Origin of the sequence: Lysinibacillus sp. IITD104 (assembly GCF_036698265.2) — a bacterium.
GTDB classification, from domain to species: Bacteria; Bacillota; Bacilli; order Bacillales_A; family Planococcaceae; genus Lysinibacillus; species Lysinibacillus boronitolerans.
The window spans coordinates 1,240,452-1,266,886 of sequence record NZ_JBAHYH020000001.1; the positions used below are offsets into that span (position 1 = coordinate 1,240,452).

The window sequence follows — 26,435 nt, forward strand, 5'->3', positions numbered from 1 at the left end:
TGTGCATAAAAAGTGCTATAATAGACAAGATGTGTTGAATAGTACGTATTTTTTAACACTTGTGAAGGTATTAATACCTAACCATTCGTGAAATAATACGATACACCTAATAGATGATAGATGGGATATTGAAATTCCCGGGGGGTTTAATTAATGACAGTTTTTCATTTCACAGGCATTAAAGGTTCTGGCATGAGTTCGCTTGCACAAATCTTATTTGATGCTGGTGAACAAGTACAAGGCTCAGATGTCGATAAATATTTCTTCACGGAGCAACCGTTACGTGAACGTAATATTCCAATTTTTACATTTAATGCAGATAATATTAAAGAAGGTATGACAGTGATCGCAGGTAATGCATTTTCTGATGATCATCCTGAATTAGTACGTGCTCGAGAAATCGGTGTAGAAGTCATTCGTTACCATAAATTTTTAGGTGAATATATTGGCAACTATACATCCATTGCCATCACAGGTGCACATGGTAAAACATCTACGACTGGTTTAATGGCACATGTGGTAGGTGGCTATAAACCAACATCTTATTTAATTGGTGATGGTACTGGTGCAGGTCATGAAAATGCTGATTTCTTTGTGATGGAGGCGTGTGAATACCGCCGTCACTTTTTAGCATATAATCCTGATTATGCTGTGATGACGAACATCGATTTTGATCATCCAGACTACTTTGCTAATATAGAGGACGTATATTCTGCATTTCAATCATTAGCATTACAAGTGAAAAAAGCAATTATAGCATGTGGTGATGATGAACAGCTTCAGCGTATTCAAGCAAAAGTACCAGTTGTGTATTATGGATTTGGTGCTGAAAATGATTTTGAAGCACGTAATGTTGAAAAAACAACTGAGGGTACAACATTTGATGTTTTTGTACGTAATGAATTTTATAGTACTTTCTTTATCCCATTATTTGGAGATCATGCTGTTTTAAATACATTGGCGGTTATTACGCTATGTGAATATGAAGGCATTTCTCCAGATATTATTCAGGAGCGTTTACACACATATAAAGGTGTAAAAAGACGTTTTACTGAGACCGATATAGGGGATAATGTTTTAATAGATGACTATGCACACCATCCAACGGAAATTCGCGCGACGATTCAATCAGCACGCCAAAAATTCCCTGACCGTGAGCTAGTTGCGATTTTCCAACCACATACATTTACACGTACACAAGCTTTTTTACAAGATTTTGCGGATAGTTTGAGCCTTGCAGATACAGCCTATTTATGTGATATATTTGGCTCTGCGAGAGAAACGCAAGGCGCGCTTTCTATCCATGATTTAGCGTCACTTATTGAAGGCAGTGCAGTGATTACCACTGAAGGAATTGATATATTAACAAAACATAATGGCGCTGTATTCTTATTTATGGGCGCTGGTGATGTTCACAAGTTCCAAGATGCTTTTGAAAACGTGCTTAAAAACAATGAAACAGCTTAGTCCGTAGGGGTTAAGCTGTTTTTTCTCAAATTTAAGCAGGAATTCCGTTTTTTTTGTCGAAGATAGGGAAAGTAATAGTAAAGACAATTTACTAGCAGGAGGTCAACTTATGGAAGTGATTTTGTATATTGCAGCCATTATTGCTGCAATCGGTTTTTTAATTTTATGTGTGAGCGTGGGCATGACATTATTCTCGCTTAAGTCCATCCTAAACAGCTTAGCTGGAACATTATCTGGGATTGAAGGCCAAATGGAAGGCATTACACGCGAAACAACGTCCTTATTATCAAAAACAAATAGCTTAGCAGAGGATATTCAACATAAATCTGAACAATTAAATTCAGTGGTTCAAGCTGTTAAAGGTATTGGTGACTCCGTTAATGGTTTAAATAATTCTGTTCAGCAGATTACTACTTCTGTTTCTAAAAGCGTAGAACAAAACGAAGAAAAAATTGCACAAGTTGTACAATGGAGTAATGTTGCGATGGGTATTGCGGATAAATGGAAAAAACGCAAAATCATCGAGCAGGAATCGGTATCACCAGATGCCTATGCATTTGAAACTGTGCAAGTAGAAGAAACACCAAAAAGAAAATGGGGTCGTAAAAAATGATAATTATTCAGTGAGTATTCCATGCTGGCTGAATAAAAATAAAGTCTTAGACATATAAGTTGAAGATGCATCTGTGAAAGTAGATGGACAACCAGTCTAGACAAATTTGATAATTAGATGGGGAGGAATTGTTGCATGACAACTCAAAAGCCAAATTTTAACGAAGTGAAGGAACAGCAGCTTGAAAGTTCTTTGCCTCAGCTTTATCATCCGCAAGACTCTATTTATGAAGAGGAGCGTGTAAACATGAAGGATTTTGTGATTGGCGCATTAGTTGGTGGAATCGTAGGGGCCGCGGCAGGTCTACTGTTAGCTCCAAAATCAGGAAAAGATTTACGCAGTGATGTGGCAGTACAAGCTGTTCAGCTAAAAGATAAGAGCGCAGACTTCTCGACAACTGCAAAAGATAAAACAGTTCAACTTTCTAAACAAATTCAAGAGCAATCTACACAATTAGTAGAGAAAGTAAAAACACTAAAAACGGCAAAAGCACCAACTGTTTTTGATGATGGTACGGTTTCCTTTGAAGGGGAAGAACCATTAGAGGATTACATGCCAAGTGAGGAACCAAAAGCTGAAGAAAAGACAGAAAAAGCAGATCAAAAAGAAGAAACAAATGAAGAAGTACGTGCATAATGCATAATATAAAGGGATACGTTACAAGATAAAGTTGTAACGTATCCCTTTTTTAAATGATAGGTGTAGCTTCTAATATTATTTCTAATTGATCTCCACCAAATATTTCTGTATCAAAGCTCGCTGGCTGACCATTTCTTAAAATCGTAAAATTCCCCTTAAAGGCACTCGGTAGCTGCCAATTAGAGAAGCGGAAAACATCTTGATAGATCCAACGACTGCGATCCTTTTCTTTAAATACTAAAGTCGCTCCATTGTGTACAGTGGACTGTGGTGACACAACCATTTTATTAACAATCGCTTCATTTGCAGTCTTCTTTAATTCTAAAACTTCCTGTTGGAAATGAATGATGATTTTATCCTCTAGCAAAAGATTCATGTGGTCCGCGATATGTTGTACGGTTGGTAGAGATGGTTGGTGGAAGCTTATCACGTCCCCATTTTTTACAGCATAGCTCAATTTGGCTACCTTTCCATTAATCATTAGCTGTGGAGAAAATTCTGGTAAATATAAAGGTTGTCCATCAACTTGAATCGTATAGGATTCAAATTGCTTTAATAAATGCCAATTATTAGTGATTTTAAATACATCCTCAATTGTTTCGGCTATATCAAAAACGACGGTATCACGATCATTTAAAACTGTATCGAGTGATGCAGAAGAGCTATTGACTGTAATTTTTGGCTCAATCACATATTTGGTGTTTTGGATTGTCACTGTCTTTATTGCTGCATCATCGATAAGATCTCTTACTGTAGCCGTCGCCTGCTGCCCATCTTGGCCTTCTATTAACTGAATGGCATCTCCAGTTTTAATCAGGCTTTTTGTTGATGCCTGTTGTCCATTTACCAATATTTCAGCAGGCTGGCCATGCCCACCTGGTATAAAAATGTCCTGTCCGTTAACACTGATCGATAGCCCATGCCCTGGTTTTCCATATAATTGCTTTGCGCGAATATTTGCAGCTAGAAAGGCATCAGCCACAGTCATTTCTTTTAGTTCAAAAAGGCGAACCACTTGATTATTGACTGTTAAACTCATATATTGAATCGGCATCTTTTTAGCAGCAATGGCAATACCAATAGGCGTGACTAATTCAGGTGAGGCTTTAATGTGTTCTTCTTTTGTTAAGTTTTGAATAGCATCAATACCTCGAACAGCAATACGATTAGCTGGTAAATCTAGAACTTGACCTAGTTCTGTAGTTAGGTTGGGTGTTAAGCTACCTCCACCAACCAGCATAACGGCTTTGGGTGCTACTCGGTTATTGAGTCGTAAAATTTCTTCTCCGATAGACTTCGCCAACTGTTTTACTGCAGGTTCAATTGCTAAAAAAACTTCTTCCTTAGGATAGAACTGATCAAAGCCTAGAATATCTTGAATCAATATCTCTTCAGAGGTTTGTAGTTGACGTTTAGCCTCTTCGGCTACAGGGAAGTCTAGCAAATAGTAGTCGCTTAAAGCTTCTGTTATTTCATCGCCAGCTGTTGGTACCATGCCGTAAGCCACAACTGTACTTTTATCCGTAATGGCAATATCCGATGTTCCTGCTCCTATATCAACAAGTGCCACATTTAAGCGACGCATCGTTGGAGGAATCAACACATTAATGGCAGCGATCGGTTCTAACGTCAATGCTTCCATCTCTAAATCAGCTCGTTTAAGAGCGGCAATCAGTGATTCCACCACTACCCGAGGCAGAAACGTTGCAATCACTTCGATTTGGGCTTCATCTCCTTGTTGATCCAACAGGCTTCCAATTTCCTCGCCATCCAAGCGATAATACAGGACTGAATAGCCTACACAATAATAATGGCTAATTTTTGCATCCTCTTTCTGTTGCAAAAGTTGCTGCTGTGCTTGTTGAACAGCCTGAAGTTCCAAGCGACTAATATCTTCTTCAGTAAAAATAGGTCGATTACGTATATTGATGGTCACACTCGCTTGTTCAGTTTTCAAAGATCGACCTGCTGCAGCAACACTTACCTTTGTGAGCGGCCCGTGTTTCTCTTCAAGTTCACGTTTTATTTCATTAATTAAATCTGCCACATACATGACATTATGTATTTGTCCATCTACCATGGCACGTTCTTTATGCTCTTTTACTAAAATATCTTCCACATGAAAATGGTCATTTTCTTCTTGGAGAATAATCCCGACCACTGAGCGTGTGCCAATATCAAGTGCGAATAATTTAGAACTCAATGTAATCGCTTCCTTTCGCGTCATACTTGAAAATAATTTAGCGAGTTGAAGCGCTAAATTAAAAATGCGTGACATTCTGAACAACATTGATTATAATAATGCTATTATCTAAAAATGTAACATACATTTCAGAGTTCTGAAAGTGTCTGTCATGAGGAGAGGAGCAAGAAAGCATGAGCCAAAAAGATTTAGAAAGCTTACGTAGTCAAATAGACGGTTTAAACTTAGAAATTCTTCGTCTAATTAATGAACGTGCAGCTGTAGTTGATGAAATCGGTAAAATTAAAGAAAAACAAGGTGTGAATCGCTATGATCCACTGCGTGAAAGACACATGCTTGATCTTATTAAAGAACACAATCAAGGTCCATTAAACCAAATGACGGTTGATTATATATTTAAGCAAATCTTTAAAACAGCTTTAAAACAACTTGAAGCTGATAAAAAGAAAGAGTTGCTAGTATCTCGTAAAAAGAAATCAGAAGATACAATTATTAATATCAATGGTGAATTAATTGGACAAGGAAAGCCATCTTTCGTATTCGGTCCTTGTGCGGTTGAATCGTATGAGCAAGTAGCAGCAGTTGCCGCTTCTATTAAAGCAAAAGGTGAGAAGCTAATTCGTGGTGGTGCTTATAAGCCTCGTACTTCTCCTTATGACTTCCAAGGTCTTGGATTAGAAGGTCTGAAAATCTTAAAACGTGTGTCAGAGGAATATGGTTTAGCTGTTATTACAGAAATCGTGACACCAGGTCATTTAGAGGAAGCATTGGATTATATTGATGTCATCCAAATCGGTGCACGTAATATGCAAAACTTTGAATTATTAAAAGCAGCAGGTGCAACAAATAAACCTGTTCTATTAAAACGAGGTTTAGCTGCAACAATTGATGAGTTCATTCATGCAGCAGAGTACATTATGTCTAAAGGAAATGAAAACATTATCCTTTGTGAACGTGGTATCCGTACTTATGAAAAAGCAACTCGTAATACATTAGATATTTCAGCCGTACCAGTTTTAAAACAAGAAACGCATTTGCCAGTATTCGTAGATGTTACACATTCAACAGGACGTCGTGATTTATTATTACCATGTGCCAAAGCAGCTATTGCAATCGGTGCTGATGGCGTCATGGCAGAAGTGCATCCAGATCCATCTGTTGCATTGTCTGACTCACAACAACAAATGGACATCCCAACATTTGACGCATTCTATGAAACACTACAAAAATTCATGAAAAATCATGAAATTCATGCTTAATTGTTAACAGCGAACACCGCTTGCTTACTTCGGCAGGCGGTGTTTGTTATATCGTGACAAAATAATGTCTAGAATAGGACTATTAGTACTTGGTTTTTACGTAGTTCTTCTTGAAAATAATATGAAAATTATCGTATGATAAGGCTATAATAGGAAAAAAGGGAGGCACGTACGATGACTGTTACAATTTATGATGTTGCAAGAGAAGCAAATGTTTCTATGGCAACGGTCTCTCGTGTAGTCAATGGTAATCAAAACGTAAAACCAGCAACACGAAAAAAAGTACTAGAAGTAATTGAACGATTAGAATACCGACCAAACGCAGTAGCGCGAGGTTTAGCAAGTAAGAAAACAACAACAGTTGGCGTGATTATCCCAGATATTGCAAACAATGTTTATGCGGAGCTGGCTCGTGGTGTAGAGGATATTGCCACAATGTATCGTTATAATATTATTTTAGCCAACTCAGATCAACATGAAGATAAAGAGTTACAGCTACTGGATACCATGCTTGGAAAACAGGTTGATGGTATTGTGATGATGAGTGATGAGGTTACAGAAAAAATGCAGCAAACGATGGATCATTCGCCAGTACCAATTGTGCTTGCAGGCTCTGTGGATGAATCTCAAACAATTGCAACTGTGAATATCGATTATTTCCAGGCGGCTTATGAAGCTATTTCATTACTTATTCAAAATGGCCATACACGGATTGGTTTCGTAACTGGCCCACTTTCGTATACAATTAACGGAAAATTCAAGCTAGCAGCCTATAAGAAAGCATTGCAGGATGCTGGTTTACCAATAGACGAGGCATTAATTGCCGCAGAAGAGTCCAGCTATGATATGGGCTTAGAGGCTTGGGAGATTTTATCTGCTCTTGAACAGCCACCAACTGCTTATTTTGCAGGAAGTGATGAATTGGCCATCGGTTTAATTCATGGCGCTCAAGATGCGGGCAAAAATGTTCCAGAGGATATTGAAGTTATCAGCTTTGAGAACTCTAAGTTAGCACGAATGGTTCGCCCACAGCTAACAAGTGTCGCGCTACCGCTTTACGATATTGGGGCTGTTGCAATGCGCCTGCTGACAAAATTAATGAGTAAGGAACCTGTCGAGGATGAGGCGGTCATTTTACCACACCGTATTGAACATCGACAATCTGTCAAAAGTAAATAATGATACCTAACACGTAAATCGCTTATGAAGGATTTGCGTGTTTTTATTTGCTGGATGGAACGTCAAAAATAGAGGATAGTGTTTCAAAAGTGAGGGATAGAACAAAAGAATAGATGGATATACGACCAAAAGCAGTGGAAAGCTCTTCCATCCAATAAAAAAGCCCCACGAATATCGTGAGGCCAAGAAATTAATCCCGTCTTTCATTCCGAATAATATGTAGCGATTTGGCTAACATTTGAGCATTCTTTTCTTCTATTTCTGCTTTACGAGGAATCGGCTCATATAAAGGAATCGGGTCCTCCCAAGTTGGAATAAAAGGAACAGGAGCTTCTGGTTGCCAGCGATCAAGCCATGCTTGAGGGAGTGGCCCCATTGGTAACGCTTGGTCTGTCATTTCCAACCATAACATGGACCAAGCACGAGGCACCACTCGCCAAATATCGTAGCCACCACCTCCAACTGCAATCCATCGACCTTCACAATATTCATGTGCTAATTGATGAGCAAGCTTAGGAATTTCACGATAAATATTCATTGTTCCATGTAAATGTGTTAATGGATCAAAATAATGGGCATCTGCCCCATTTTGCGTTAATACAACATCTGGCTTGAAAAATTCAAAAATCTCTCGCATTGACTGTTCATAGATCTCTAGGAAACTTTCATCCTCAGTAAATGCATCCATTGGAAAATTAAAGGAGGTTCCATAGCCTTGACCATTGCCACGCTCGGTAATATTTCCGGTTCCAGGGAATAGATAACGACCAGTTTCATGGATGGACAGTGTACAAACAGTAGGATCCTCATAAAAGCTCCATTGGACACCATCCCCATGATGAGCATCTGTATCTACATAAAGTACACGAGCGTTGTACTTTTCCTGCAAGTAACGAATAGCCACTGTGCTATCATTGTAAATACAAAAACCTGATGCACGACCACGGAAACCATGATGGAGACCTCCACCAAGGTTAAGGGCATGTTCGGCTTTTCCTTCCATTACATAATCAACAGCCGTTAAAGTTCCACCAACTAGCTGTGCACTTGCTTCATGCATATTTTCAAAAATGGGAGTATCTTCAGTGCCAATTCCATAGCTTTGACATTGAGCTTCTGATAATTCACCATGCCCTGCTTTTTTTACGATATCTATATATTTTGAATCATGTGCAAGCAATAGCTCTTCTTCCGTTGCAACACGTGCCGGTACAATATCTACATCATCGAGAGCATTAATATTTTTTAGTAGATCCATAGTTAGCGTCAAGCGTTTATGATTGAAAGGATGTGTATCTGAAAATTTATATCCGAGTTGTTCTGGCGAGTATACGAATACGGCCTTTTTCATTATAGCGAAACACCCGGTAAATTTGGCCATAGGACATCAAAGCCCTCTTTGCGTAGATCTTCAATCATTGCTAAAGGATTTAGTGTTTTTACTCGGACGCTTAAAATTTTGTTTTGTGTATTTTCAGAGTCAGGATAAACTAAGACGCTTTGAACATTGGCATGATGTTGATGAAATATTTTTGTGATTTCAAATAAAACTCCCGGTGTATCGGATACCCGAATCTCGATTTTTGACCCAGGCTCTGTAGCACCAGTCAGCTCTATATATGTATAGAGTAAATCGGTTGTCGTAACAATGCCTACCAATTTTCCTCCAGAGACGATAGGTAAACAGCCTATTTTCGATTCGTAAAACGTAAGTGCTACCTCTTCAACAAAATCTAGTGGATGACCTATCAGGGGGTCTTTCACCATGATATCCTCTACTTTTGCATTAAAAATAGGAGAGTTTGGTTCATCCTGCAAAGATGAGGGCAAGACCTCTTTAATATCTCGTTCAGTAATTACACCTAAAACGTGGCGTTCTTCATCTACAACTGGTAAATGACGCACTTTCTTTTCACGCATTAACTTTAGTGCCTCCTGCACTGTATTGGTAGGAGCTAATGTATAAGGCTCATCATTCATAATTTCTTCTACAATCATATATGCATCCCCTTTGTATTAGTTTTAATACATGAAACGATTTCTAAAACGAAGTCTATCAAATCTTTCCATTGTCTCAGGAGGCACCCGTTTTCCTTCGCGTGCCATCAGGCAATTGGCTGGATGTGATGTAATTTCAGGATCATCTGTTGCAAAATATTCGAAACCAGCGGAGCTCATCATTTTCTCCATCATTTTGCGGTAATCCCAAACATTTAAACCTGTGCCTTTTAAATCCCAATGCCAATAATACTCGGTAGTAATCACAAGATAATCTTCCATTTCATCCCCCATAAATGAAACGGCTAGTAGTGCCTTACCAGCACCGGTACCACGGTAGTCTGGAATGACTTCAATGGCACCTAATTCAATCATGTCATCGATACGATCTTCTGCCCATCGTTCAAGTGGATCAGGGTAGAGATAGGTAACATAGCCTACAATAATATCTTCGTTTCGAATAATAATAATTCGGCCTTCGGGTAGTCCTGCAATTTCTATAATGGCCTGCTGTTGCTGTTTTGGAGGTCTGAAGGCAACCAAGCCTTCATGGAATGAATATGTAGCTAATTTTTCTGGAGGCACAGGTCCTTCCACATACACAGTACCATGCTTTGTTTCCTTTGTGACAGAAAAAAAAGTTTTTTTATGTTCCATAATTACACCACCTGAGTTTAATAATTCCATTATAGCTGATTTCTTGCGTAAAAACGCTTATTTTTGCAAAATATACCTGTATTTTTGGAAAAATAAAAATATTGAGACAATCTATCCAAATTCGTGTAAAATAAGATTATATTGCTTCTGTTATTTAACAGCTAAAAGTAGTGCTATAAGGGATTCGAACATTAATACTACGGCTAACTGTTATATAACAAATGCTACATATCAATTTTGCTTTTGAAGAATTCTCTGAATTTCAACAGGGGGGATTGTTGAAATTTAGTCAAAAACAAAAGCAAAGAAAGGGGTATTTTCATGGGGATGAAAATGAAAGAGAAGTTAATGGCTTTACCTGGTCAACATCATTTAACAAATTATGAAGAAGTGGCAAAATCTCATAATTGGGCAGATACGGAAAAGGCATTTAGTTGGAGCGAAACAGGTTTAGTGAATATGGCATATGAGGCTATTGATCGCCATACAGAAACACATCGCAAAAATAAGGTGGCACTGTATTTTAATGATGGTAAACGGAAAGAGGCATATTCATTTAATGAAATGAAAAGGTTAACAAACAAAGCAGCGAACGTTTTTAAAACCACTACTAATCTGCAGAAAGGTGATCGTTTATTTATTTTTATGCCTCGTTCACCTGAGCTTTACTTTTCATTATTAGGTGCATTGAAAATGGGGGTTATTGTTGGACCATTGTTTGAAGCTTTTATGGAAGGCGCGGTGTATGATCGACTTGCAGATAGTGAGGCGAAAGTATTAGTCACGACACCGGCATTACTGGAACGTGTACCTTTAGCAAAATTGCCTAAACTGGAGCATATCTTTTTAGTAGGGGAGGATGTTGAGGAAACAGCTCAAATCCTTGACTTTAGTAAACATTTAAAAGAAGCTTCAGCTCATTTTGAAATAGAGTGGGTAGACAGAGAAGATGGGATGATTCTTCACTATACCTCTGGTTCAACAGGTGCTCCAAAGGGCGTATTGCATGTCCATAATGCAATGATTCAGCAATATCAATCGACACAATGGGTACTTGATTTACGTGAAGATGATATTTATTGGTGTACTGCCGATCCTGGATGGGTTACAGGAACAGCCTATGGCATCTTTGGTCCGTGGTTAAACGGTGTAACAATGTTAATCGTCGGAGGAAGATTTTCACCACAAGCATGGTATCAGGCTATTGAAGATTATAGTGTGACAGTTTGGTATAGTGCACCAACAGCGTTCCGTATGCTGATGGGGGCAGGGAGTGGCTTGCTTGAAAGCTATGATCTAACATCTTTACGCCATGTGCTATCTGTTGGTGAGCCTTTGAATCCAGAAGTTATTCGCTGGGGAGTAGAGGAATTAGGGCATCGTATACATGATACATGGTGGATGACAGAGACAGGAGCCCATATGATTTGTAATTATCCATCAATGGATATTATGCCAGGTTCAATGGGGAAACCTCTTCCTGGTATTCATGCGACGATTGTAGATGATGCAGGTAATGAGGTGCCACCTTTTACAATGGGGAATCTAGCTATTCGTCGTGGCTGGCCTGCCATGATGCGCCAAATTTGGGGCAATCCAGAGCGCTATGAATCTTATTTCCTCAAAGGAGAATGGTATGTATCTGGAGATTCAGCCTATATGGATGATGAAGGTTACTTCTGGTTCCAAGGGCGTGTGGATGATGTCATCATGACGGCGGGAGAACGCGTAGGACCATTCGAAGTGGAAAGTAAACTACTTGAGCACCCAGATGTCATTGAAGCAGGTGTTATTGGGAAACCAGATCCAGTGCGTGGGGAAATCATTAAAGCGTTTGTATCCTTACGTGAGGGGGTTGAACCCTCTGATGCATTAATTGAAGATATACGTGATTTTGTGAAAAAAGGTTTATCTGCACATGCAGCACCACGTGAAATTGAATTTAAAGATAAATTGCCAAAAACACGTAGTGGTAAAATTATGCGTCGCGTATTGAAAGCTTGGGAATTAAATTTACCAACTGGTGATTTATCAACCATGGAAGATTAAGTAACTATCTAAGACAACAATTGATATTTATACAACATGTGCATAAAAAGAAGGCAGGGATTCATTCGATGAACGAAAGGATTCTTGCCTTCTTTTTTCTGAAATTACAATGATATAGAAGTGGTGTAAGGTCGAATAATATCTATTTAAAAAAATAGTTAATTTAATAAAAATTCAGTTGACTTAATAAATATGCAGACGTATACTATTTTTAACTTATTTCAGAGGTGAGTGCAGTGAAAGTAGGTATTGTTGGAGCAACTGGATATGGTGGACTAGAGCTTATTCGTTTTTTACATAATCATCCAGCTGTAGAGCAGATTGATTTATTTACTTCTTCAGAAGAGGGTGTTCAATTTTCTTCCAAATTTGGTCATCTTGTTAAGATAGCTGATACACCGTTACAAAAGATAGCGTATGACACTTTAGCAAAATTTGATGTTGTTTTTACAAGTACACCATCTGGGGTGACAAGTGAGCTATTACCGCCTTTGGTTGGGAAAGGACCAAAGTTAATCGATTTATCTGGTGATTTTCGCTTAAAAGATCTCGCAAGCTATGAAACCTGGTATGGCAAAAAGGCTGCACCGTTCCATAGTGTTCAACAAAGTGTGTATGGTTTAACAGAATGGAATACAGAGCTTATACGTCAAGCAACACTCGTTGCCAACCCGGGTTGCTACCCAACCGCAGTTTTATTATCCTTACTGCCACTTGTAAAAGAGCGTTTAATTGATCCTAGTTTTCTAGTTATTGATGCAAAGAGTGGCATTTCAGGAGCTGGCAATAAGCCCTCACAAACTACCCATTTTAGTGAGACAAATGAGAATTTCTCGATCTATAAAGTAAATACACATCAACATATTCCCGAAATTGAACAGGCACTTTCCATGTTTGCTCAAGCAGATACAGCAATTACTTTTAATACGCATCTGGTTCCAATGACCAGGGGAATTTTGGCGACATCCTATGCACCGGTAATGCAGGGAATTACAGAGGCGCAATTGATCTCTTGCTTACAGGCAACCTATGAAAATCATCCATTTGTTCGAATCGTTACGGATGCATCTAGTTTAGGGACAAATCGTGTCAAGGGATCAAATTATTGTGACATTCTAGTAAAAGTAGATTCTCGTACAAATCGTGTCACAATTGTTAGCGTAATTGATAATCTTGTCAAAGGAGCAGCAGGGCAAGCTATCCAAAATATGAATGTGCAATTTGACTTACCACAAACGACAGGGCTAGATGTCGTACCGTTCTTTATTTAACAGCATGCAGGAAACTGTATGCTTCTCTTATTTATTAATCTAAGGAGGAATTTCGGATGACAGTTAACACTTCAACGAATGTAATGAAAAAACTATCAAGTAAAAATATTGTTTCACCAAAAGGCTTTAAGGCAGCAGGATTACACTGTGGTTTAAAGCATAAGAAAAAGGATTTAGCTATTTTAGTAAGTGAAGTCCCAGCAAGTGTTGCAGGTGTTTTTACAACAAATGCTGTGCAAGCAGCGCCATTAAAAGTCACGAAGGAAGTTGTTTATGCAACTAAGAAAATGCAAGCGATGATCGTCAATTCAGGCAATGCGAATGCTTGTACAGGTAAACAAGGTGTAAAAGACGCCCAAACAATGCAAGCGCTAGCTGCTGAAAAATTAGGGATTGCGCCAGATTTGGTGGGTGTTTGCTCGACAGGTGTTATTGGAGAAATGATGAAATTAGAGCCAGTAGCAAACGGTATTCTACAGTTAGAGCCAAAGGACAATTTAGAAAGTGCTATTGACTTTGCACAGGCTATTTTGACAACAGATACCGTCATGAAAAACACAAGCTATAGTACAACTGTGGATGGCAAGGAAGTTATTATTGCAGGTGTAGCAAAAGGCTCAGGTATGATTGAACCTAATATGGCAACAATGCTAGGCTTTATTACAACAGATGCCAACATTGAATCTGATGTATTGCAGGCAGCTTTATCGACGATTACTAATTTAACATTTAACGCTATTACAGTTGATGGGGATACATCTACTAATGACACAGTGGTAGTGTTGGCTAATGGCTTGGCAGGGAATGATTCTTTAACACCAGAGCATCCAGATTGGCAAAATTTCTATTACACTTTACAAACAGTAGCGGAAGATTTAGCAAAAATGATTGCCAAAGATGGTGAAGGGGCAACGAAGCTTATCGAAGTGGAGGTTGTTGGTGCAATTTCAGACGAGGAGGCACGTAAAATTGCAAAAACAGTCGTTGGTTCACCACTTGTAAAGACTGCTGTTTTCGGCTGTGATGCTAACTGGGGGCGTATTATTGCAGCAGTAGGGTATAGTGGCGCAACAGTGGATCCAGATAAAATTACCATCCAAATCGGTGGTGCTACTATGGTAGAAAACGGTGAGCCAATTCCTTTTTCTGAGGATGAGTTAATTCAAATTTTAAAAATGCATGAGGTAAAAATCTATGTGTCTCTTGGCGTGGGTGATGGTAAGGGGCATGCTTGGGGATGTGACTTAACATATGACTATGTCCAAATCAATGCATCATACCGCTCGTAAACGTATGGTCATAAAGCTTGGGGGCAGTACACTGGAAGGTTTAAATGAGGCTTTCTTTGATAATTTTAAAAGATTACAAGAGAGTGGAGTAGAGCTGATTATTACCCACGGGGGTGGGCCAGCCATAAATCGAGAACTAGCTGCTCAAGGCATACAATCGCATACATTAAATGGAATACGTGTCACGAATGAGGCTGCTATTAAGGTTGTCCAGTCGACCCTAATAGGCCAAGTGAACACTGCATTAGTTCATGAGTTAACAACAGCCGGTATAGCAGCCATCGGATTAAATGGCTTTGATGGTCAGCTAATGGTCGTAGACTTTTTAGATCAAGAGACTTATGGCTATGTTGGAGCTATTAAAAATATCAATACTTCCTTATTGGAAGCTTTAATGGGTGTAGGGATTGTACCTGTTATTGCCTGCGTAGGTGCGACCGAAGCAGGTCAGGCTCTTAATATTAATGGCGATACGGTAGCAAGTGAAGTTGCTTTAGCGGTCGGAGCAGATAGCCTATTACTTGTTACGGATGTGAGTGGAATCCGTATTCAGGATGAATATCAAGCAATAGCTACACCTACTCTTATAGATCAATGGACAGAGCAGGGTCATATTTACGGTGGAATGATTCCGAAAGTACAAGGAGCGATCGACTGTTTAAGAGCAGGGATTCCTTCCGTACAAATCGTGGGCGCAACATTAATTGGTACAACGATTGTAGCTTCAAGTGAACTTCATTCTTTCTAGTGTTCTAATAGGATAGCTTGAGAAGTATAGTTGTTGAAAGAAACTATTTTAAATGATAGTGGAGATGATAACATGAGTGTTTTATTCGAGAACTACGGCAAGCGTCGTGCACAAATTGTCAAAGGTCAAGGGACAATTGTTGAGGATTCAACAGGGAAGCAATACTTGGATTTTACTAGTGGCATTGCTGTGGTGAGTCTTGGTCACGCCCATCCAGCTATTGTACAGGCACTTCAAGAGCAAAGTGAACAGCTATGGCATATTTCAAACCTTTTTGATATACCAGGTCAGGAAAAGGTGGCGGAAAAATTAATTGCTAATACACACTTTTCACATGCCTTCTTCTGTAATAGCGGGGCTGAGGCTAATGAAGCGGCCATTAAATTAGCTCGTAAGCATACAGGCAAACATCATATTATTACATTTGAAAAATCATTCCATGGTCGTACCTTTGGAGCTATGTCTGCAACAGGTCAAGGCAAAGTACATAATGGCTTTGGTCCACTCGTAGAAAAATTTTCGATTTTGCCATTTAATGATGCTGTTGCACTTGAAGCAACCGTTGATGATTCTGTGGCAGCTATAATGCTAGAGATGATTCAGGGAGAGGGGGGCGTCAATTGTGTATCAGCAGAATTTGCAGCAGCTATTGCAAAAGTCTGTAAGGAGCGAGGTATACTACTAATTGTTGATGAAGTGCAAACCGGTATTGGACGAACAGGAACACGTTATGCATTTGAACAAACTGTTCTAATGCCACATATCATAACATTGGCAAAAGGCTTAGGTGGCGGTTTCCCTGTTGGTGCAATGCTAGGAACTGCTGAGCTTCATGCTACATTTAGTCCGGGAACACACGGTACAACTTTTGGTGGAAACCCTCTTGCGATGAATGTTGCACAAGCCGTTTTGAGTCATGTATTTGAGCCAGATTTTTTACAGCAGGTACGAGAAATATCTGCCTATTTTGTGGCGCAACTAAAGGCTCATTTACCTTCTAGCTATACTGTTCAAGGAAAGGGTCTCTTGCTAGGGATTGGTTGTGGGGACACGGAAGTAGCGCCTTATATCGCGGCAGCAGAACAAAGTGGCCTTTTATTAGTGGGGGCAGGGCCAACTGTTATTCGTCTCTTGCCTCCATTAACGGTCACAAAGGAAGAGATTGATAAAGCAGTAGCTATTTTAAAGAATATATTACCGTGATACACTTCAGTTTAGCAATGAAAGTGAAGCATCAGTGGCAAAAAGATTGAGACATAATGGATAAACAAAGAATCTGCTAGAAGCTAGCAGATTCTTTGCATTATCAATGCTATTGTAGCTGTTTTACTAATATTGACACTAATTTTGGTAGCCAATCCTCCAGCTGACTAAACGTAAATCCTGCCTTCTCTGCCTTTGCATTGGACATATACCAATCAGCAGGCACCCCATAAGGAGACTGGGACTCCTCGTCACCACCAATGAGGGAAATTTTTGCGCGCTGACCACTTGCTTCTTCGATTAGAGCAATGAGGTCTTTGAGAGATATGGCCCCAGATGCCGTAGCATTGTAGGGTCCCTCAATAGGGGTAACACCCGAAAAGTATAAAAATTCAGCTGCTTCCTCATCTGTAATATAGCTCATCTTTGCATCAATGTTTGGTAAAGTAATCGGCTGATTCTGCAAAATACGTTCAACGTGGAAATGTAAACGACGTGTATAGTCATCTTCGCCCATCACAATTGGGAAACGTACAGCTACGACTGGGAATGAAGCTTCTTTAAATAAGACAGCCTCCGCTTGTCGTTTTCCTTCCCCATAAGAAAATTCCTCTTGATGTCCCATGCGTATTTGATATTGGTATGGATCAAAGTCTTCTTCCTTTTTCACCTTACCATCTACCTCATATGTTGAAAGAGTAGAAGTAAAGACCAGCTTTTTCGTTTTCTCTTTTAATATCTCGCAAATTGCTATTGCCTCATTGGGCGAATAGCAAATATTATCATAGACAATGTCCCATGTTGTATTGGCTAGTGCCTGTGCTAACGCATCCCGATCATTACGATTTACTACTAACTGCTTAACATTTGTACCAAATGGATTGCCACTTTGACCTCGTGTTAAAATCGTTACATTATGTCCATTTTGAATACAAAGATCCACTAGCTTTTTTCCAAAAAAACGTGTGCCTCCTAAAATCAATATGTTCATATATTTCCACCCCTTCAAAATAGTAGTCCTCTTTATAATGACAAAAAAACAGACTTACTACAATTTATAAGTAATATGCAGTAAGTCTGTTAAATTGATTATCTAATACAAATGCTTTTCCCTAGGAGGATAATAGACTATCGCCTTGACGTTTCAGATGGAGTAGTAGTATTACCATTGTCTGCTCCGTTTGAGCCATCTCCTGGGTTACCAGTCCCATCACCATTGCTTCCAGACCCATTACCATTATTGGAGCTATTGCCGTTATTACCAGATCCATCACCATTATTAGAACCGTTACCGTTATTACCAGATCCGTTTCCATTAGAAGAGCCATTGCCATTACTACCCGAACCGTTGCCATTGCCATTCGTAGGTGGCGTTGTTGGTGGTATTGGTTCTTGGTCGTTTTCCTCTGGGTCAGGTTCCTTTTCACTACCGCCAGTAGACACAACATTCGATTGTGGTGATGTTAAGCCTGTAATATCTACAGCGACCACTACATAAGCTTGTCCACTAGCAACCGTAATGCTTTGTGTTGACTCTAGTACGGATTTTACAAGCGTATTACCACCATTCGTAACGTTGTAGATACGATAACCAACAACATCATTCGATGACTCTGACCATGATAATGTAGAGCCATTTACTGAAGCCGAGACTGCTGCTGGAGGGCTACCATCTGCTGGGAAATCAACAGCTGATACAGATGAATTCGACAATGTTGAATTCTTTGGTAACAGACTAGCAGGGTTACCGCCAAGTCTTCCTAACATTCGTTTAATAAACTCTTGATTAATGCCTGCACCACCTGCTTTTACAAATTCTGCTGGTGTATTTGGCAACGCATTATAAGTTTTTCCTTTAATCGTCACAACACTTGAAGAGGCTAAGCTATCATCAGGTTGAGATGGTAAAAATACCTTCGCATTAAATAAATCTGAGCGTACAAGACCTGCGCTAGCACATGCTGCAGAAGGAGCCATGCCAGAAATGCCACAGAATGACGCAGTTACAACATTTTTAGGCGCCTTAAAGCTTGTTGGTGGATCGATTAGCTGAGGGTCCGCATCGTAAACCGCATTCATTAAAGTACCCCATAGCTTATTCACACGAACGCTTGGCTGTAAATAGGTGTTGTTAAATGCATAAAGTGAACGAGGTTGATCGTAACCCATCCAAACACCAAGAGATACATTTGGGTTATAACCAACTAACCAAACATCTTTATATTCTTGAGAAGTCCCTGTTTTTGCAGCGAAATCAGAAGAGAATTTTAATGTATTTCGTGCCATTGTCCCTGTCCCTTTAGTGAGAACATCACGTAACATATCTGTCACGATATAAGAGGTTTCTGGACTAAATACTTGAACAGGCTCTACTTCATGTTGGTAAACAATATTTCCTTCTTGGTCTTCAATTCGATCAATCATATAAGCGTCAATGAATTGGCCACCATTTGCAAAGGTAGCGAAGGCATTTGTATTTTCTTCAACAGTAGTTCCTTCCCTTAAAGCACCGATCCCAGTTGCAAGGTTAGTAAAATCGTCTGGATGTAATTTTGAGAAGCCCATTTTTACTAATAAATCTGCAGGGCGTCTACTAATAATATCGTTATATAAACGTAGCGCTGAGATGTTTTGAGAATCTGCTAAAGCTTCACGTGCTGGGATAAGACCTCTCTCATCACTCGTAATATAGTTACTTGGACTCCAAGAACCGATAGAGAATTTCACGTCAACTAATGGGCTACCCGCACCGATTACACCATACTCAATGGCAGGACCATAAACAAGTAAAGGTTTCATTGTAGAACCGTTAGAACGATAAGCTTGTGTTGCATGGTTTACTTGAGTTGTTTTAAAGTCTCGACCACCAACAAAGCTTAAAATGCGACCTGTCGTATTTTCTATTAAAATACTACCTACTTGTACTGGCATCTCAATATCAATCTCTTCACCAGTAACAGGGTCCTTCCCTTTACCAGTATACGTATGACCATAATACTTGAAGTCCTTTGCTGCTTTTTGCATCGCATCATACATATCTTTATTAATGGTTGAGTAAATACGATAGCCTTTTGAACGAACATCACGATCTGCTAAAATCGTATACTTATCTTTTAATTTTTTTTCTGACTTTAAGCGCTCTGGGTCAATCCCATCATCTTTTGCTAGTTTTTCTGCAATAATGTCTTTTGCGCGAGCTTCAAGCTCATAAGTCAGCCAAGGATAACGATCCTCCGCGCGCATTTCTGGTCCGCGGAAATCTGCAGCAATATCATAGTTTAACGCTTCATTATACTGTGCATCGTCAATATAGCCAGCTTCTTTCATACGATAAAGTACTGTTTTCATACGATCAATACCAGGTTTCAAAGCTTCTTCACTTTTCAGTTCACCAGTATTTGTAAATGGTGTATAAGCGAATGGCGCCTGTGGAATACCAGCTATGTACGCAGCTTGAGGAAGAGACAATTCTTTTGCTTTTACGCCAAAAATCCCTTCAGCAGCTGTTTCAACACCTGCAATATTTCGTCCTGAAGAGTTACGACCATAGGGAATAATATTTAAATAAGCCTCTAATATTTCTTCCTTCGTCATAAAGTGCTCTAAACGCATCGCCAGTAAAATTTCCTTAGCTTTACGTTCATAGGATACTTCATTTGTTAGTACTTGGTTTTTAATAAGCTGTTGGGTAAGTGTAGATCCACCTGTCTGCGTAGCAGAATTTGTAACATCTTGTAATAACCCACGAATAACCGCTTTTGGTACAATTCCATTATGCTCTCGGAAATATTCGTCTTCTGTTGCCAGAACAGCATTCACGACCTCTGGTGCCACATTGCTAAGCGAAGTTTCACGTCGGTCTAAATCTGTCCGTAATTTCCCAATATAAATATCGTTGGCAAAATAAATCTCACTGGTTTCCTCATAGCTAAAAATTTGATCACGCAGCTCTTGTTTTGAGCGTAACGGTTCTTCTTTTACAAGAGAAGCAAAATAACCAGCTCCAACTGAACCGACAAATACAGTGCCAACCAATGCAAAGACTAAAAATAGTAAAAATAAGTTCCAGGTAACACTACCTGAAATACGTAATTTCTTCATCCATTTTTGTTCAAGTAATTCATCGATCTTTGCATTGATTTTTTCAATCCAATCTTTCAATGTATCGACCTCCTAAAATCTTGTCTATTATAGCACATATTGTTTTAGCACGAACATAGTTATTGACATTGAAAAAGAATCGTATAGAATTATGTTTATAGTTTTCTGGTGATGAAAAGTTTGCAGTAGTGTCTATATTCCCTGTTTAGAGAGCCAGTGGTTGGTGAAAACTGGTCATAATGTAGAGACGAATTACGTGCTTGGAGCTTAGACGTGCGCGCCTGCGATAAAGGCGGTTGAATGAAGTGGAAGGTGGATGACATCTTCAAGCTGGGTGGTACCGCGTTAGTTTGTAACTTAACGTCCCTGCATGCAATTGTTTGCGTGTAGGGACTTTTTTTATTTAAATCTGTCCATGCACGTAACGAATTTTAACCATTTTAGGAGGAATGAACATGACAAACGAATTATTACAAGATTTAGAATGGCGTGGTTTGCTCTACCAACAAACAGATGCAGAAGGCATGGCAAAACTATTAGATGAGCAATCAGTATCTTTATACTGTGGAGTAGATCCAACAGCTGACTCCATGCATATTGGCCATATTGTGCCATTGTTAACACTTCGTCGCTTCCAAAAAGCAGGTCACCGTCCGATTTTACTTGTCGGTGGTGCGACAGGAATGATCGGTGATCCATCTGGTCGTTCAGAAGAGCGCCAATTACAAACAGTCGAGCAAATTGATAAAAACGTCCAAGGAATTCGTAGTCAATTAGAACGTATTTTCGAATTTGCGGAAGATGGCAATGGAGCTCAGCTGGTGAACAATCGTGACTGGATTGGAAATATAAACACAATTGAATTTTTACGTGATTACGGGAAATTAATTAACGTAAACTACATGTTAGCGAAAGATACGATTGCTTCTCGTCTTGACACAGGAATCTCGTTTACAGAGTTTGCCTATACGTTAATTCAAGGTATTGATTACAATCATTTATATAATCACTACAATTGCCGTATTCAAGTAGGTGGCTCTGACCAATGGGGGAATATTACAACTGGTTTAGAGGTTATTCGTAAAACACATGAGGAAGAAACAAAAGCCTTTGGTATTACGATTCCTTTAGTAACAAAAGCAGATGGTACAAAATTTGGTAAAACAGCGGGTGGTGCTGTATGGTTAGATGCGAAGAAAACATCTCCTTATGAGTTCTACCAATTCTGGATTAATGCTGCGGATGCAGATGTCATAAAATACTTAAAAATCTTTACGTTCCTTTCTCGTGAAGAAATTGAAGCTTTAGCCGTTTCTGTAGAGGAGGAGCCACATTTACGTAAGGCACAAAAGGCGCTAGCTGAAGAAATGACTCGTTTAATACATGGTCAAGAAGCATTAGAGCAAGCTATCCGTATTACGGCAGCTTTATTCTCAGGAGATTTAAAAGCACTGTCGGCTGAAGAAATGAAGGATGCTTTTAAAGATGTTCCTTCTATTGAAATGGCGAAAGAGGACAAAAATATTGTTGATCTTCTTGTGGAAGCAGGCATTTCATCTTCAAAACGTCAAGCACGTGAGGATGTATCAAATGGTGCAATTAGTGTAAACGGTGAAAAGGTAACAGATTTAGAATATGTAGTCGATGCGAAGGATCGTTTAGAGGATGCATTCAGCATTGTCCGTCGAGGTAAGAAAAAATATCATATGGTGAAATTTGTATAATTTCGATGAGCAAAACCACATCCCCAAAAAAGAGGGGATGTGGTTTTTTTATCATAAAAAGCTTGGAGATTTTATTTCTTCATATTGTTTAGGATGCAGTATTTTTGCAAGCTTGATAGCACCTTCAATAAGTCGTGGAGAAGGGCGACAATACAGCCATTCTTCCATTACATGAAGCTGTTCTAATTGAACGGCATGTAGCTCTTTAGCATATGGACGTTTTAATAAATTAGCAGGTTGGATACGTTCAAATGCTACACCAACCCAAGCCATCATGATATAGTCGGGCTTGCGTTCAACAACATCAGTCCAATCTGTTTGAACACTAGCAAGTTCAACATCTTGAAATAGATTAATGCCACCAGCAAGAGCACTAATTTCTGTTAGCCAATTTATTTTTCCAGGAGTGAAAATAGGGTTTGGCCACCATTCCCAATAGAGGGTAGGCTTCTTCGAAATTGTTTGTGCAATCGAATACATTTTTTCGATGGAATGCATGTACTCTTCAGCAATTGTTTTTGCCTGTTCCTCCACTTGACAAGCTTTACCAAGGGTCAGAAGATCTTGCGCAATTTCTTCTAATGAGTTTGCATTAAAAATAATATGAGGAATATTTCTTTCTTTTAGTGCCTCAATGTTTTTTTCCATACCTGGTACACTCAAGGAAGCCAGAACAAGATCAGGCTGTAATGCCTCTAATGCATCCATGTTAATTGATAAATCTGGCCCAAGCTGTGGCAGATCTTTAACTGTTGATGGCCAATCGGAATAATCATCGACTCCAATGAGCTGGTCTGTCAGCCCTAAATAGGCAACTAATTCTGTATTACTAGGACAAATTGAAATTAAGCGCATATCGTATTCTCCCATCCTTTTTAAGAAAAGTATAGCGAGAGTTTCCATGATAGACAATGTGTGTATTTCGAGCCCATAAAAAAGTGGAGAAAACATTTGTTTTCTCCACCCTATGTCATAGGCTTATAGGAAACCGTCGATTAAGAAAGGGCAACTGCCTCGAGTGACTCTTCTTTTTTCACAATAGGTCCCATTGCATTTGTGATGATTTGTTTGATATCCTCTAGTGTTGCTTTACGAGGGTTCGTCTCAGCACACACATCTAACAATGCATTTTTTGCTAAGATCTCAATATCCTCATCTTTTGCCCCTAATTCACGGAAGCCACTAGGAATATTTAAATCTTGTGATAATTTCTCAATAGCTGTAATAGCCTTTTCAGCGGCATCGCGCTTACTTAAACCTTCTACGTTTTCTCCTAATAATTCAGCGATACGAGCAAAGCGCTCTGTACGTGCTGTAACATTAAATCGACAAACATGTGGCAATAAAATAGCATTACACACGCCATGCGGTAGGTTATAGAAACCACCCAATTGATGAGCAATTGCATGAACATAGCCAAGTGATGCATTATTAAAGGCCATTCCCGCTAAAAATTGTGCATATACCATTTGTTCACGAGCTTCTATATCAGCTCCATTTGCATAGGCACGTGGTAAAAATTCAGGAATCAGTTGCAGTACTTTTTCAGCACATGCATCTGTAATTGGTGTAGCATTCGTAGAAACGAATGATTCGATGGCATGTGTTAATGCGTCAACGCCAGTAGCTGCTGTAAGAGCAGGAGGTAAACCAATCATTAGTTCTGGATCATTAATAGAAAGTAACGGAGTCACATGTTTATCCACAATCGCCATTTTTACTTTACGAGCTGTATCCGTAATAATGGTGAAACGAGTCATTTCACTTGCAGTGCCTGCCGTTGTATTAATTGCAATTAATGGCACAAGTGGATTTTGTGATTTATCAACGCCTTCATAATCATGAATGCGTCCACCATTCGAAGCAATAAGTCCGATACCTTTTGCTGCATCGTGTGCGCTGCCTCCTCCAAGAGAAACAATAGAATCGCAGTTTTCAGCATGATACACTGCAATACCATCTTCAATGTTTTGATCTGTTGGATTTGGTTCTGCTTTAGGGAAAATTGCTACATCAATTCCAGCAGCTGTAATGATGTTTGCAATTTGTTCTGAGAGACCTAATTTGTGTAGGCCCTCATCTGTTACGATTAATGTCTTTTTCACTTCTAAATCATTTAAGCGCTTACCAACTTCTTGAATTGCTCCAGGTCCAAATAAGTTTGTTTTCGGCATAACAAATTGCTTTAGAACGTCTGACATATTTCCAACCCCTTTTAAAAAATTATTATTGCTTGAATGATGGTGAACCACCTTTCGCAATTCATCGTATTCTATTTTTTGTAAAAGTTCAACTCGTATTTTTATTAAAAATGTTAATTTTCTTCATGTTATTATTTTACAAAAAAGTTAAAGCGATGAAAGGGGTATGGAATGTTGTTTTGTAGTAGAATATTGAATTTAAAAAGGTTTTAAAAATATTTTATTATGAAAGTAAAATATATTTTTTGGAAAACAGTTCTATTTTGATGATCTAATGAATAGTAAATAACTGATATTTTGTTTTTATTATAAAGGTAGTGATTATGTTATTTTGAAACTATGTAATTGCTATTTTAAAGTACATAAAATTGTCACAATAGTAAGAGAGAAAAATTATTGTTGGTTATAATTGGGGCAATGCGTCTGCGCTAAAAAAGTAGTGCATCATTTTGAAGAAATTAGTGGAAATAAAAATTCTTGCATTCGATAATCTAATTAAAAGGTGATTTTATTGACAAAAAGCAAGAAAACGTACACACATAAAGATGATTTACCAGTATTAGGGGTAGGGCCGTATATTCAGATGTCTTCTTCAAGTGATACAAATCAAGATGCCAAGCTGTGATTAATGTTGTTATGGTTAAGTGATTATGTGTTGGATGTAGCAAACAATGAGTTAGCTTCTTTGGGCATTACAGAAAGTAAATTAGACTTCTTATTATTGCTGACTCTACATAAAGTTAAACGAGCGACTCCATCCGCTGCTACATTCGTTTCAGCATTAATGATTCAAAGCAAAAAACGTAGGTTTGAATTGTTCAGAGGAGTTAGAATCATTTAGATTAAATGGTAAAAAATAAAAAAGCCCTGAAACCTTGATATACAAGGGATTTCAGGGGTTTTGTTGGCATCATTTGCAGAGCAAATTGATTAACGAGAGTAGAACTCTACGATGAATGCTTCGTTGATTTCAGCTGATAATTCAGAACGCTCTGGAAGGCGAGTGAATGTACCTTCTTTTTTGTCAGCATCGAATGTTAAGTAGTCAGGTACGAAGTTGTTTACTTCGATTGCTTCTACTACTACAGCAAGGTTTTGAGATTTTTCACGAAGAGAAATCGTTTGACCTGGTTTTACGCTGTATGATGGGATATCAACGCGTTTGCCATCTACTAAGATGTGACCGTGGTTAACTAATTGACGAGCTCCACGACGAGTACGAGCTAAACCTAAACGGTAAACTAAGTTGTCAAGGCGAGTTTCAAGAAGGATCATGAAGTTTTCACCGTGAACACCTTTCATTTTACCAGCGCGGTTAAATAGAGTACGGAATTGACGTTCGTTCATACCATACATATGACGAAGTTTTTGTTTTTCTTGAAGTTGTAAACCGTATTCTGATAATTTTTTACGTTGGTTTGGACCGTGTTGTCCTGGTGCGTAAGGACGTTTTTCGATTTCTTTACCTGTACCGCTTAGTGAGATACCAAGACGACGTGATAATTTCCAAGATGGACCTGTATAACGAGACATATTGTTGTCTCCTCCTTTAAATTTGGTTTTTTTGTTGTAAAACAAAAACCAGTAGTACCCGTTCTTACACGCATTTTATTTTCATGTACTTTCGCCTATGCAGCCGTTAGGTTACACAATACACCATCTAATTTTCATTACTGATCATCTAAGTAGTTGTATATAAGAAAATAGAGGAATAAAATACAATCATAAGCTTATACCACTGCTGCGTTTATTTTACACAACCTCCATTGTAACTGCTTAGGACAAGGACGTCAATTATTAGCTAGTAAAAAAATATAAAAGAACATAGTAGGAA

The 26,435-nt window shown here is 38.8% G+C and carries 20 protein-coding genes and 1 other annotated feature; of the genes, 11 read left to right on the forward strand and 9 right to left on the reverse strand.

Annotated elements, in window-relative coordinates:
* The first annotated feature begins 153 nt into the window (after nucleotides 1-153).
* The 3 genes from murC (at nucleotide 154) to V1L66_RS06355 (ending at nucleotide 2,716) form a co-directional block, all read left to right on the forward strand.
* Nucleotides 154-1,467: a UDP-N-acetylmuramate--L-alanine ligase gene (murC, locus tag V1L66_RS06345; protein WP_312123731.1), complete on the forward strand. Its 1,314-nt coding sequence runs from the start codon at nucleotides 154-156 to the stop codon at nucleotides 1,465-1,467.
* Between the two features lie 109 nt (nucleotides 1,468-1,576).
* On the forward strand, nucleotides 1,577-2,080 hold the full coding sequence (locus V1L66_RS06350) for a DUF948 domain-containing protein (protein ID WP_016995594.1): 504 nt from the start codon (nucleotides 1,577-1,579) through the stop codon (nucleotides 2,078-2,080).
* A 135-nt stretch (nucleotides 2,081-2,215) separates the two neighbouring features.
* On the forward strand, nucleotides 2,216-2,716 hold the full coding sequence (locus V1L66_RS06355; protein WP_016995595.1) for a YtxH domain-containing protein: 501 nt from the start codon (nucleotides 2,216-2,218) through the stop codon (nucleotides 2,714-2,716).
* Nucleotides 2,717-2,768: 52 nt separating this feature from the next.
* On the opposite strand, the gene pilM is transcribed toward V1L66_RS06355, so the two are convergent.
* A complete protein-coding gene (pilM, locus tag V1L66_RS06360) occupies nucleotides 2,769-4,922 on the reverse strand; it encodes a pilus assembly protein PilM (RefSeq protein ID WP_016995596.1) in 2,154 nt (717 codons plus the stop codon).
* A 173-nt stretch (nucleotides 4,923-5,095) separates the two neighbouring features.
* On the opposite strand from pilM, the gene V1L66_RS06365 reads away from it, so the two are divergent.
* Both V1L66_RS06365 and ccpA read left to right on the forward strand, forming a co-directional pair.
* Nucleotides 5,096-6,181 (forward strand): bifunctional 3-deoxy-7-phosphoheptulonate synthase/chorismate mutase, encoded by a 1,086-nt coding sequence (locus V1L66_RS06365; RefSeq protein WP_036078406.1) that lies wholly within the window; start codon nucleotides 5,096-5,098, stop codon nucleotides 6,179-6,181.
* 174 nt (nucleotides 6,182-6,355) lie between these two features.
* Nucleotides 6,356-7,360, forward strand: coding sequence for a catabolite control protein A (gene ccpA / locus V1L66_RS06370; RefSeq protein ID WP_008176748.1), 1,005 nt, complete (start codon nucleotides 6,356-6,358; stop codon nucleotides 7,358-7,360).
* 190 nt (nucleotides 7,361-7,550) lie between these two features.
* On the opposite strand, the gene V1L66_RS06375 is transcribed toward ccpA, so the two are convergent.
* The 3 genes from V1L66_RS06375 to V1L66_RS06385 are packed head-to-tail and all read right to left on the reverse strand — an operon-like array spanning nucleotide 7,551 to nucleotide 10,015.
* Nucleotides 7,551-8,711, reverse strand: coding sequence for an acetoin utilization protein AcuC (locus tag V1L66_RS06375; RefSeq protein WP_036078403.1), 1,161 nt, complete (start codon nucleotides 8,709-8,711; stop codon nucleotides 7,551-7,553).
* Nucleotides 8,711-9,358, reverse strand: a complete 648-nt coding sequence (locus tag V1L66_RS06380) for an acetoin utilization AcuB family protein (protein WP_016994384.1) — start codon at nucleotides 9,356-9,358, stop codon at nucleotides 8,711-8,713. Before V1L66_RS06380 ends, V1L66_RS06375 begins: the two co-directional genes overlap by 1 nt.
* Before the next feature lie 24 nt (nucleotides 9,359-9,382).
* The gene (locus V1L66_RS06385; RefSeq protein WP_036078398.1) at nucleotides 9,383-10,015 is read right to left on the reverse strand and encodes a GNAT family N-acetyltransferase; all 633 of its coding nucleotides are present in this window, start codon (nucleotides 10,013-10,015) and stop codon (nucleotides 9,383-9,385) included.
* 321 nt (nucleotides 10,016-10,336) lie between these two features.
* Here V1L66_RS06385 and acsA point away from each other — a divergent pair, with 321 nt between their 5' ends.
* The 5 genes from acsA (at nucleotide 10,337) to V1L66_RS06410 (ending at nucleotide 16,575) form a co-directional block, all read left to right on the forward strand.
* Nucleotides 10,337-12,064, forward strand: a complete 1,728-nt coding sequence (gene acsA / locus V1L66_RS06390; RefSeq protein ID WP_409072214.1) for an acetate--CoA ligase — start codon at nucleotides 10,337-10,339, stop codon at nucleotides 12,062-12,064.
* A gap of 236 nt (nucleotides 12,065-12,300) precedes the next feature.
* Complete coding sequence (gene argC, locus V1L66_RS06395; RefSeq protein ID WP_333005449.1) at nucleotides 12,301-13,335, forward strand: N-acetyl-gamma-glutamyl-phosphate reductase; 1,035 nt, start codon at nucleotides 12,301-12,303, stop codon at nucleotides 13,333-13,335.
* A gap of 56 nt (nucleotides 13,336-13,391) precedes the next feature.
* Entirely contained in the window at nucleotides 13,392-14,624 is a 1,233-nt protein-coding gene (gene argJ, locus V1L66_RS06400) for a bifunctional glutamate N-acetyltransferase/amino-acid acetyltransferase ArgJ (RefSeq protein ID WP_333005451.1), read from the forward strand.
* Complete coding sequence (gene argB, locus V1L66_RS06405; protein ID WP_036078391.1) at nucleotides 14,587-15,372, forward strand: acetylglutamate kinase; 786 nt, start codon at nucleotides 14,587-14,589, stop codon at nucleotides 15,370-15,372. The genes argJ and argB overlap by 38 nt, the downstream gene beginning before the upstream one ends.
* A gap of 72 nt (nucleotides 15,373-15,444) precedes the next feature.
* Entirely contained in the window at nucleotides 15,445-16,575 is a 1,131-nt protein-coding gene (locus V1L66_RS06410; protein WP_333005453.1) for an acetylornithine transaminase, read from the forward strand.
* Nucleotides 16,576-16,684: 109 nt separating this feature from the next.
* Here V1L66_RS06410 and V1L66_RS06415 read toward each other — a convergent pair whose 3' ends face one another.
* Nucleotides 16,685-17,566 (reverse strand): NAD-dependent epimerase/dehydratase family protein, encoded by an 882-nt coding sequence (locus tag V1L66_RS06415; protein WP_036078389.1) that lies wholly within the window; start codon nucleotides 17,564-17,566, stop codon nucleotides 16,685-16,687.
* Between the two features lie 137 nt (nucleotides 17,567-17,703).
* On the reverse strand, nucleotides 17,704-20,736 hold the full coding sequence (locus V1L66_RS06420) for a transglycosylase domain-containing protein (protein WP_333005455.1): 3,033 nt from the start codon (nucleotides 20,734-20,736) through the stop codon (nucleotides 17,704-17,706).
* Nucleotides 20,737-20,838: 102 nt separating this feature from the next.
* Nucleotides 20,839-21,047 (forward strand) — a binding site (T-box leader).
* 84 nt (nucleotides 21,048-21,131) lie between these two features.
* On the opposite strand from V1L66_RS06420, the gene tyrS reads away from it, so the two are divergent.
* On the forward strand, nucleotides 21,132-22,400 hold the full coding sequence (gene tyrS, locus V1L66_RS06425) for a tyrosine--tRNA ligase (protein WP_016991583.1): 1,269 nt from the start codon (nucleotides 21,132-21,134) through the stop codon (nucleotides 22,398-22,400).
* Nucleotides 22,401-22,451: 51 nt separating this feature from the next.
* Here tyrS and V1L66_RS06430 read toward each other — a convergent pair whose 3' ends face one another.
* From V1L66_RS06430 to rpsD, 3 genes are all read right to left on the reverse strand, one after another.
* A complete protein-coding gene (locus V1L66_RS06430; RefSeq protein WP_016991582.1) occupies nucleotides 22,452-23,255 on the reverse strand; it encodes a cobalamin-binding protein in 804 nt (267 codons plus the stop codon).
* A gap of 140 nt (nucleotides 23,256-23,395) precedes the next feature.
* Nucleotides 23,396-24,601: an iron-containing alcohol dehydrogenase gene (locus V1L66_RS06435; RefSeq protein WP_036078383.1), complete on the reverse strand. Its 1,206-nt coding sequence runs from the start codon at nucleotides 24,599-24,601 to the stop codon at nucleotides 23,396-23,398.
* Between the two features lie 930 nt (nucleotides 24,602-25,531).
* Nucleotides 25,532-26,134 (reverse strand): 30S ribosomal protein S4, encoded by a 603-nt coding sequence (rpsD, locus tag V1L66_RS06440; RefSeq protein ID WP_016991579.1) that lies wholly within the window; start codon nucleotides 26,132-26,134, stop codon nucleotides 25,532-25,534.
* Nucleotides 26,135-26,435: the final 301 nt, after the last annotated feature.

Excerpts from the sequence above, each read along its gene's own strand:
- murC (WP_312123731.1), top strand. The coding sequence starts at position 154 with ATGACAGTTTTTCATTTCACAGGCATTAAAGGTTCTGGCATGAGTTCG.
- V1L66_RS06350 (WP_016995594.1), top strand. The coding sequence starts at position 1,577 with ATGGAAGTGATTTTGTATATTGCAGCCATTATTGCTGCAATCGGTTTT.
- V1L66_RS06355 (WP_016995595.1), top strand. The coding sequence starts at position 2,216 with ATGACAACTCAAAAGCCAAATTTTAACGAAGTGAAGGAACAGCAGCTT.
- V1L66_RS06365 (WP_036078406.1), top strand. The coding sequence starts at position 5,096 with ATGAGCCAAAAAGATTTAGAAAGCTTACGTAGTCAAATAGACGGTTTA.
- ccpA (WP_008176748.1), top strand. The coding sequence starts at position 6,356 with ATGACTGTTACAATTTATGATGTTGCAAGAGAAGCAAATGTTTCTATG.
- V1L66_RS06375 (WP_036078403.1), bottom strand. The coding sequence starts at position 8,711 with ATGAAAAAGGCCGTATTCGTATACTCGCCAGAACAACTCGGATATAAA.
- V1L66_RS06380 (WP_016994384.1), bottom strand. The coding sequence starts at position 9,358 with ATGATTGTAGAAGAAATTATGAATGATGAGCCTTATACATTAGCTCCT.
- V1L66_RS06385 (WP_036078398.1), bottom strand. The coding sequence starts at position 10,015 with ATGGAACATAAAAAAACTTTTTTTTCTGTCACAAAGGAAACAAAGCAT.
- acsA (WP_409072214.1), top strand. The coding sequence starts at position 10,337 with ATGGGGATGAAAATGAAAGAGAAGTTAATGGCTTTACCTGGTCAACAT.
- argJ (WP_333005451.1), top strand. The coding sequence starts at position 13,392 with ATGACAGTTAACACTTCAACGAATGTAATGAAAAAACTATCAAGTAAA.
- argB (WP_036078391.1), top strand. The coding sequence starts at position 14,587 with ATGACTATGTCCAAATCAATGCATCATACCGCTCGTAAACGTATGGTC.
- V1L66_RS06410 (WP_333005453.1), top strand. The coding sequence starts at position 15,445 with ATGAGTGTTTTATTCGAGAACTACGGCAAGCGTCGTGCACAAATTGTC.
- V1L66_RS06415 (WP_036078389.1), bottom strand. The coding sequence starts at position 17,566 with ATGAACATATTGATTTTAGGAGGCACACGTTTTTTTGGAAAAAAGCTA.
- tyrS (WP_016991583.1), top strand. The coding sequence starts at position 21,132 with ATGACAAACGAATTATTACAAGATTTAGAATGGCGTGGTTTGCTCTAC.
- V1L66_RS06430 (WP_016991582.1), bottom strand. The coding sequence starts at position 23,255 with ATGCGCTTAATTTCAATTTGTCCTAGTAATACAGAATTAGTTGCCTAT.
- V1L66_RS06435 (WP_036078383.1), bottom strand. The coding sequence starts at position 24,601 with ATGTCAGACGTTCTAAAGCAATTTGTTATGCCGAAAACAAACTTATTT.
- rpsD (WP_016991579.1), bottom strand. The coding sequence starts at position 26,134 with ATGTCTCGTTATACAGGTCCATCTTGGAAATTATCACGTCGTCTTGGT.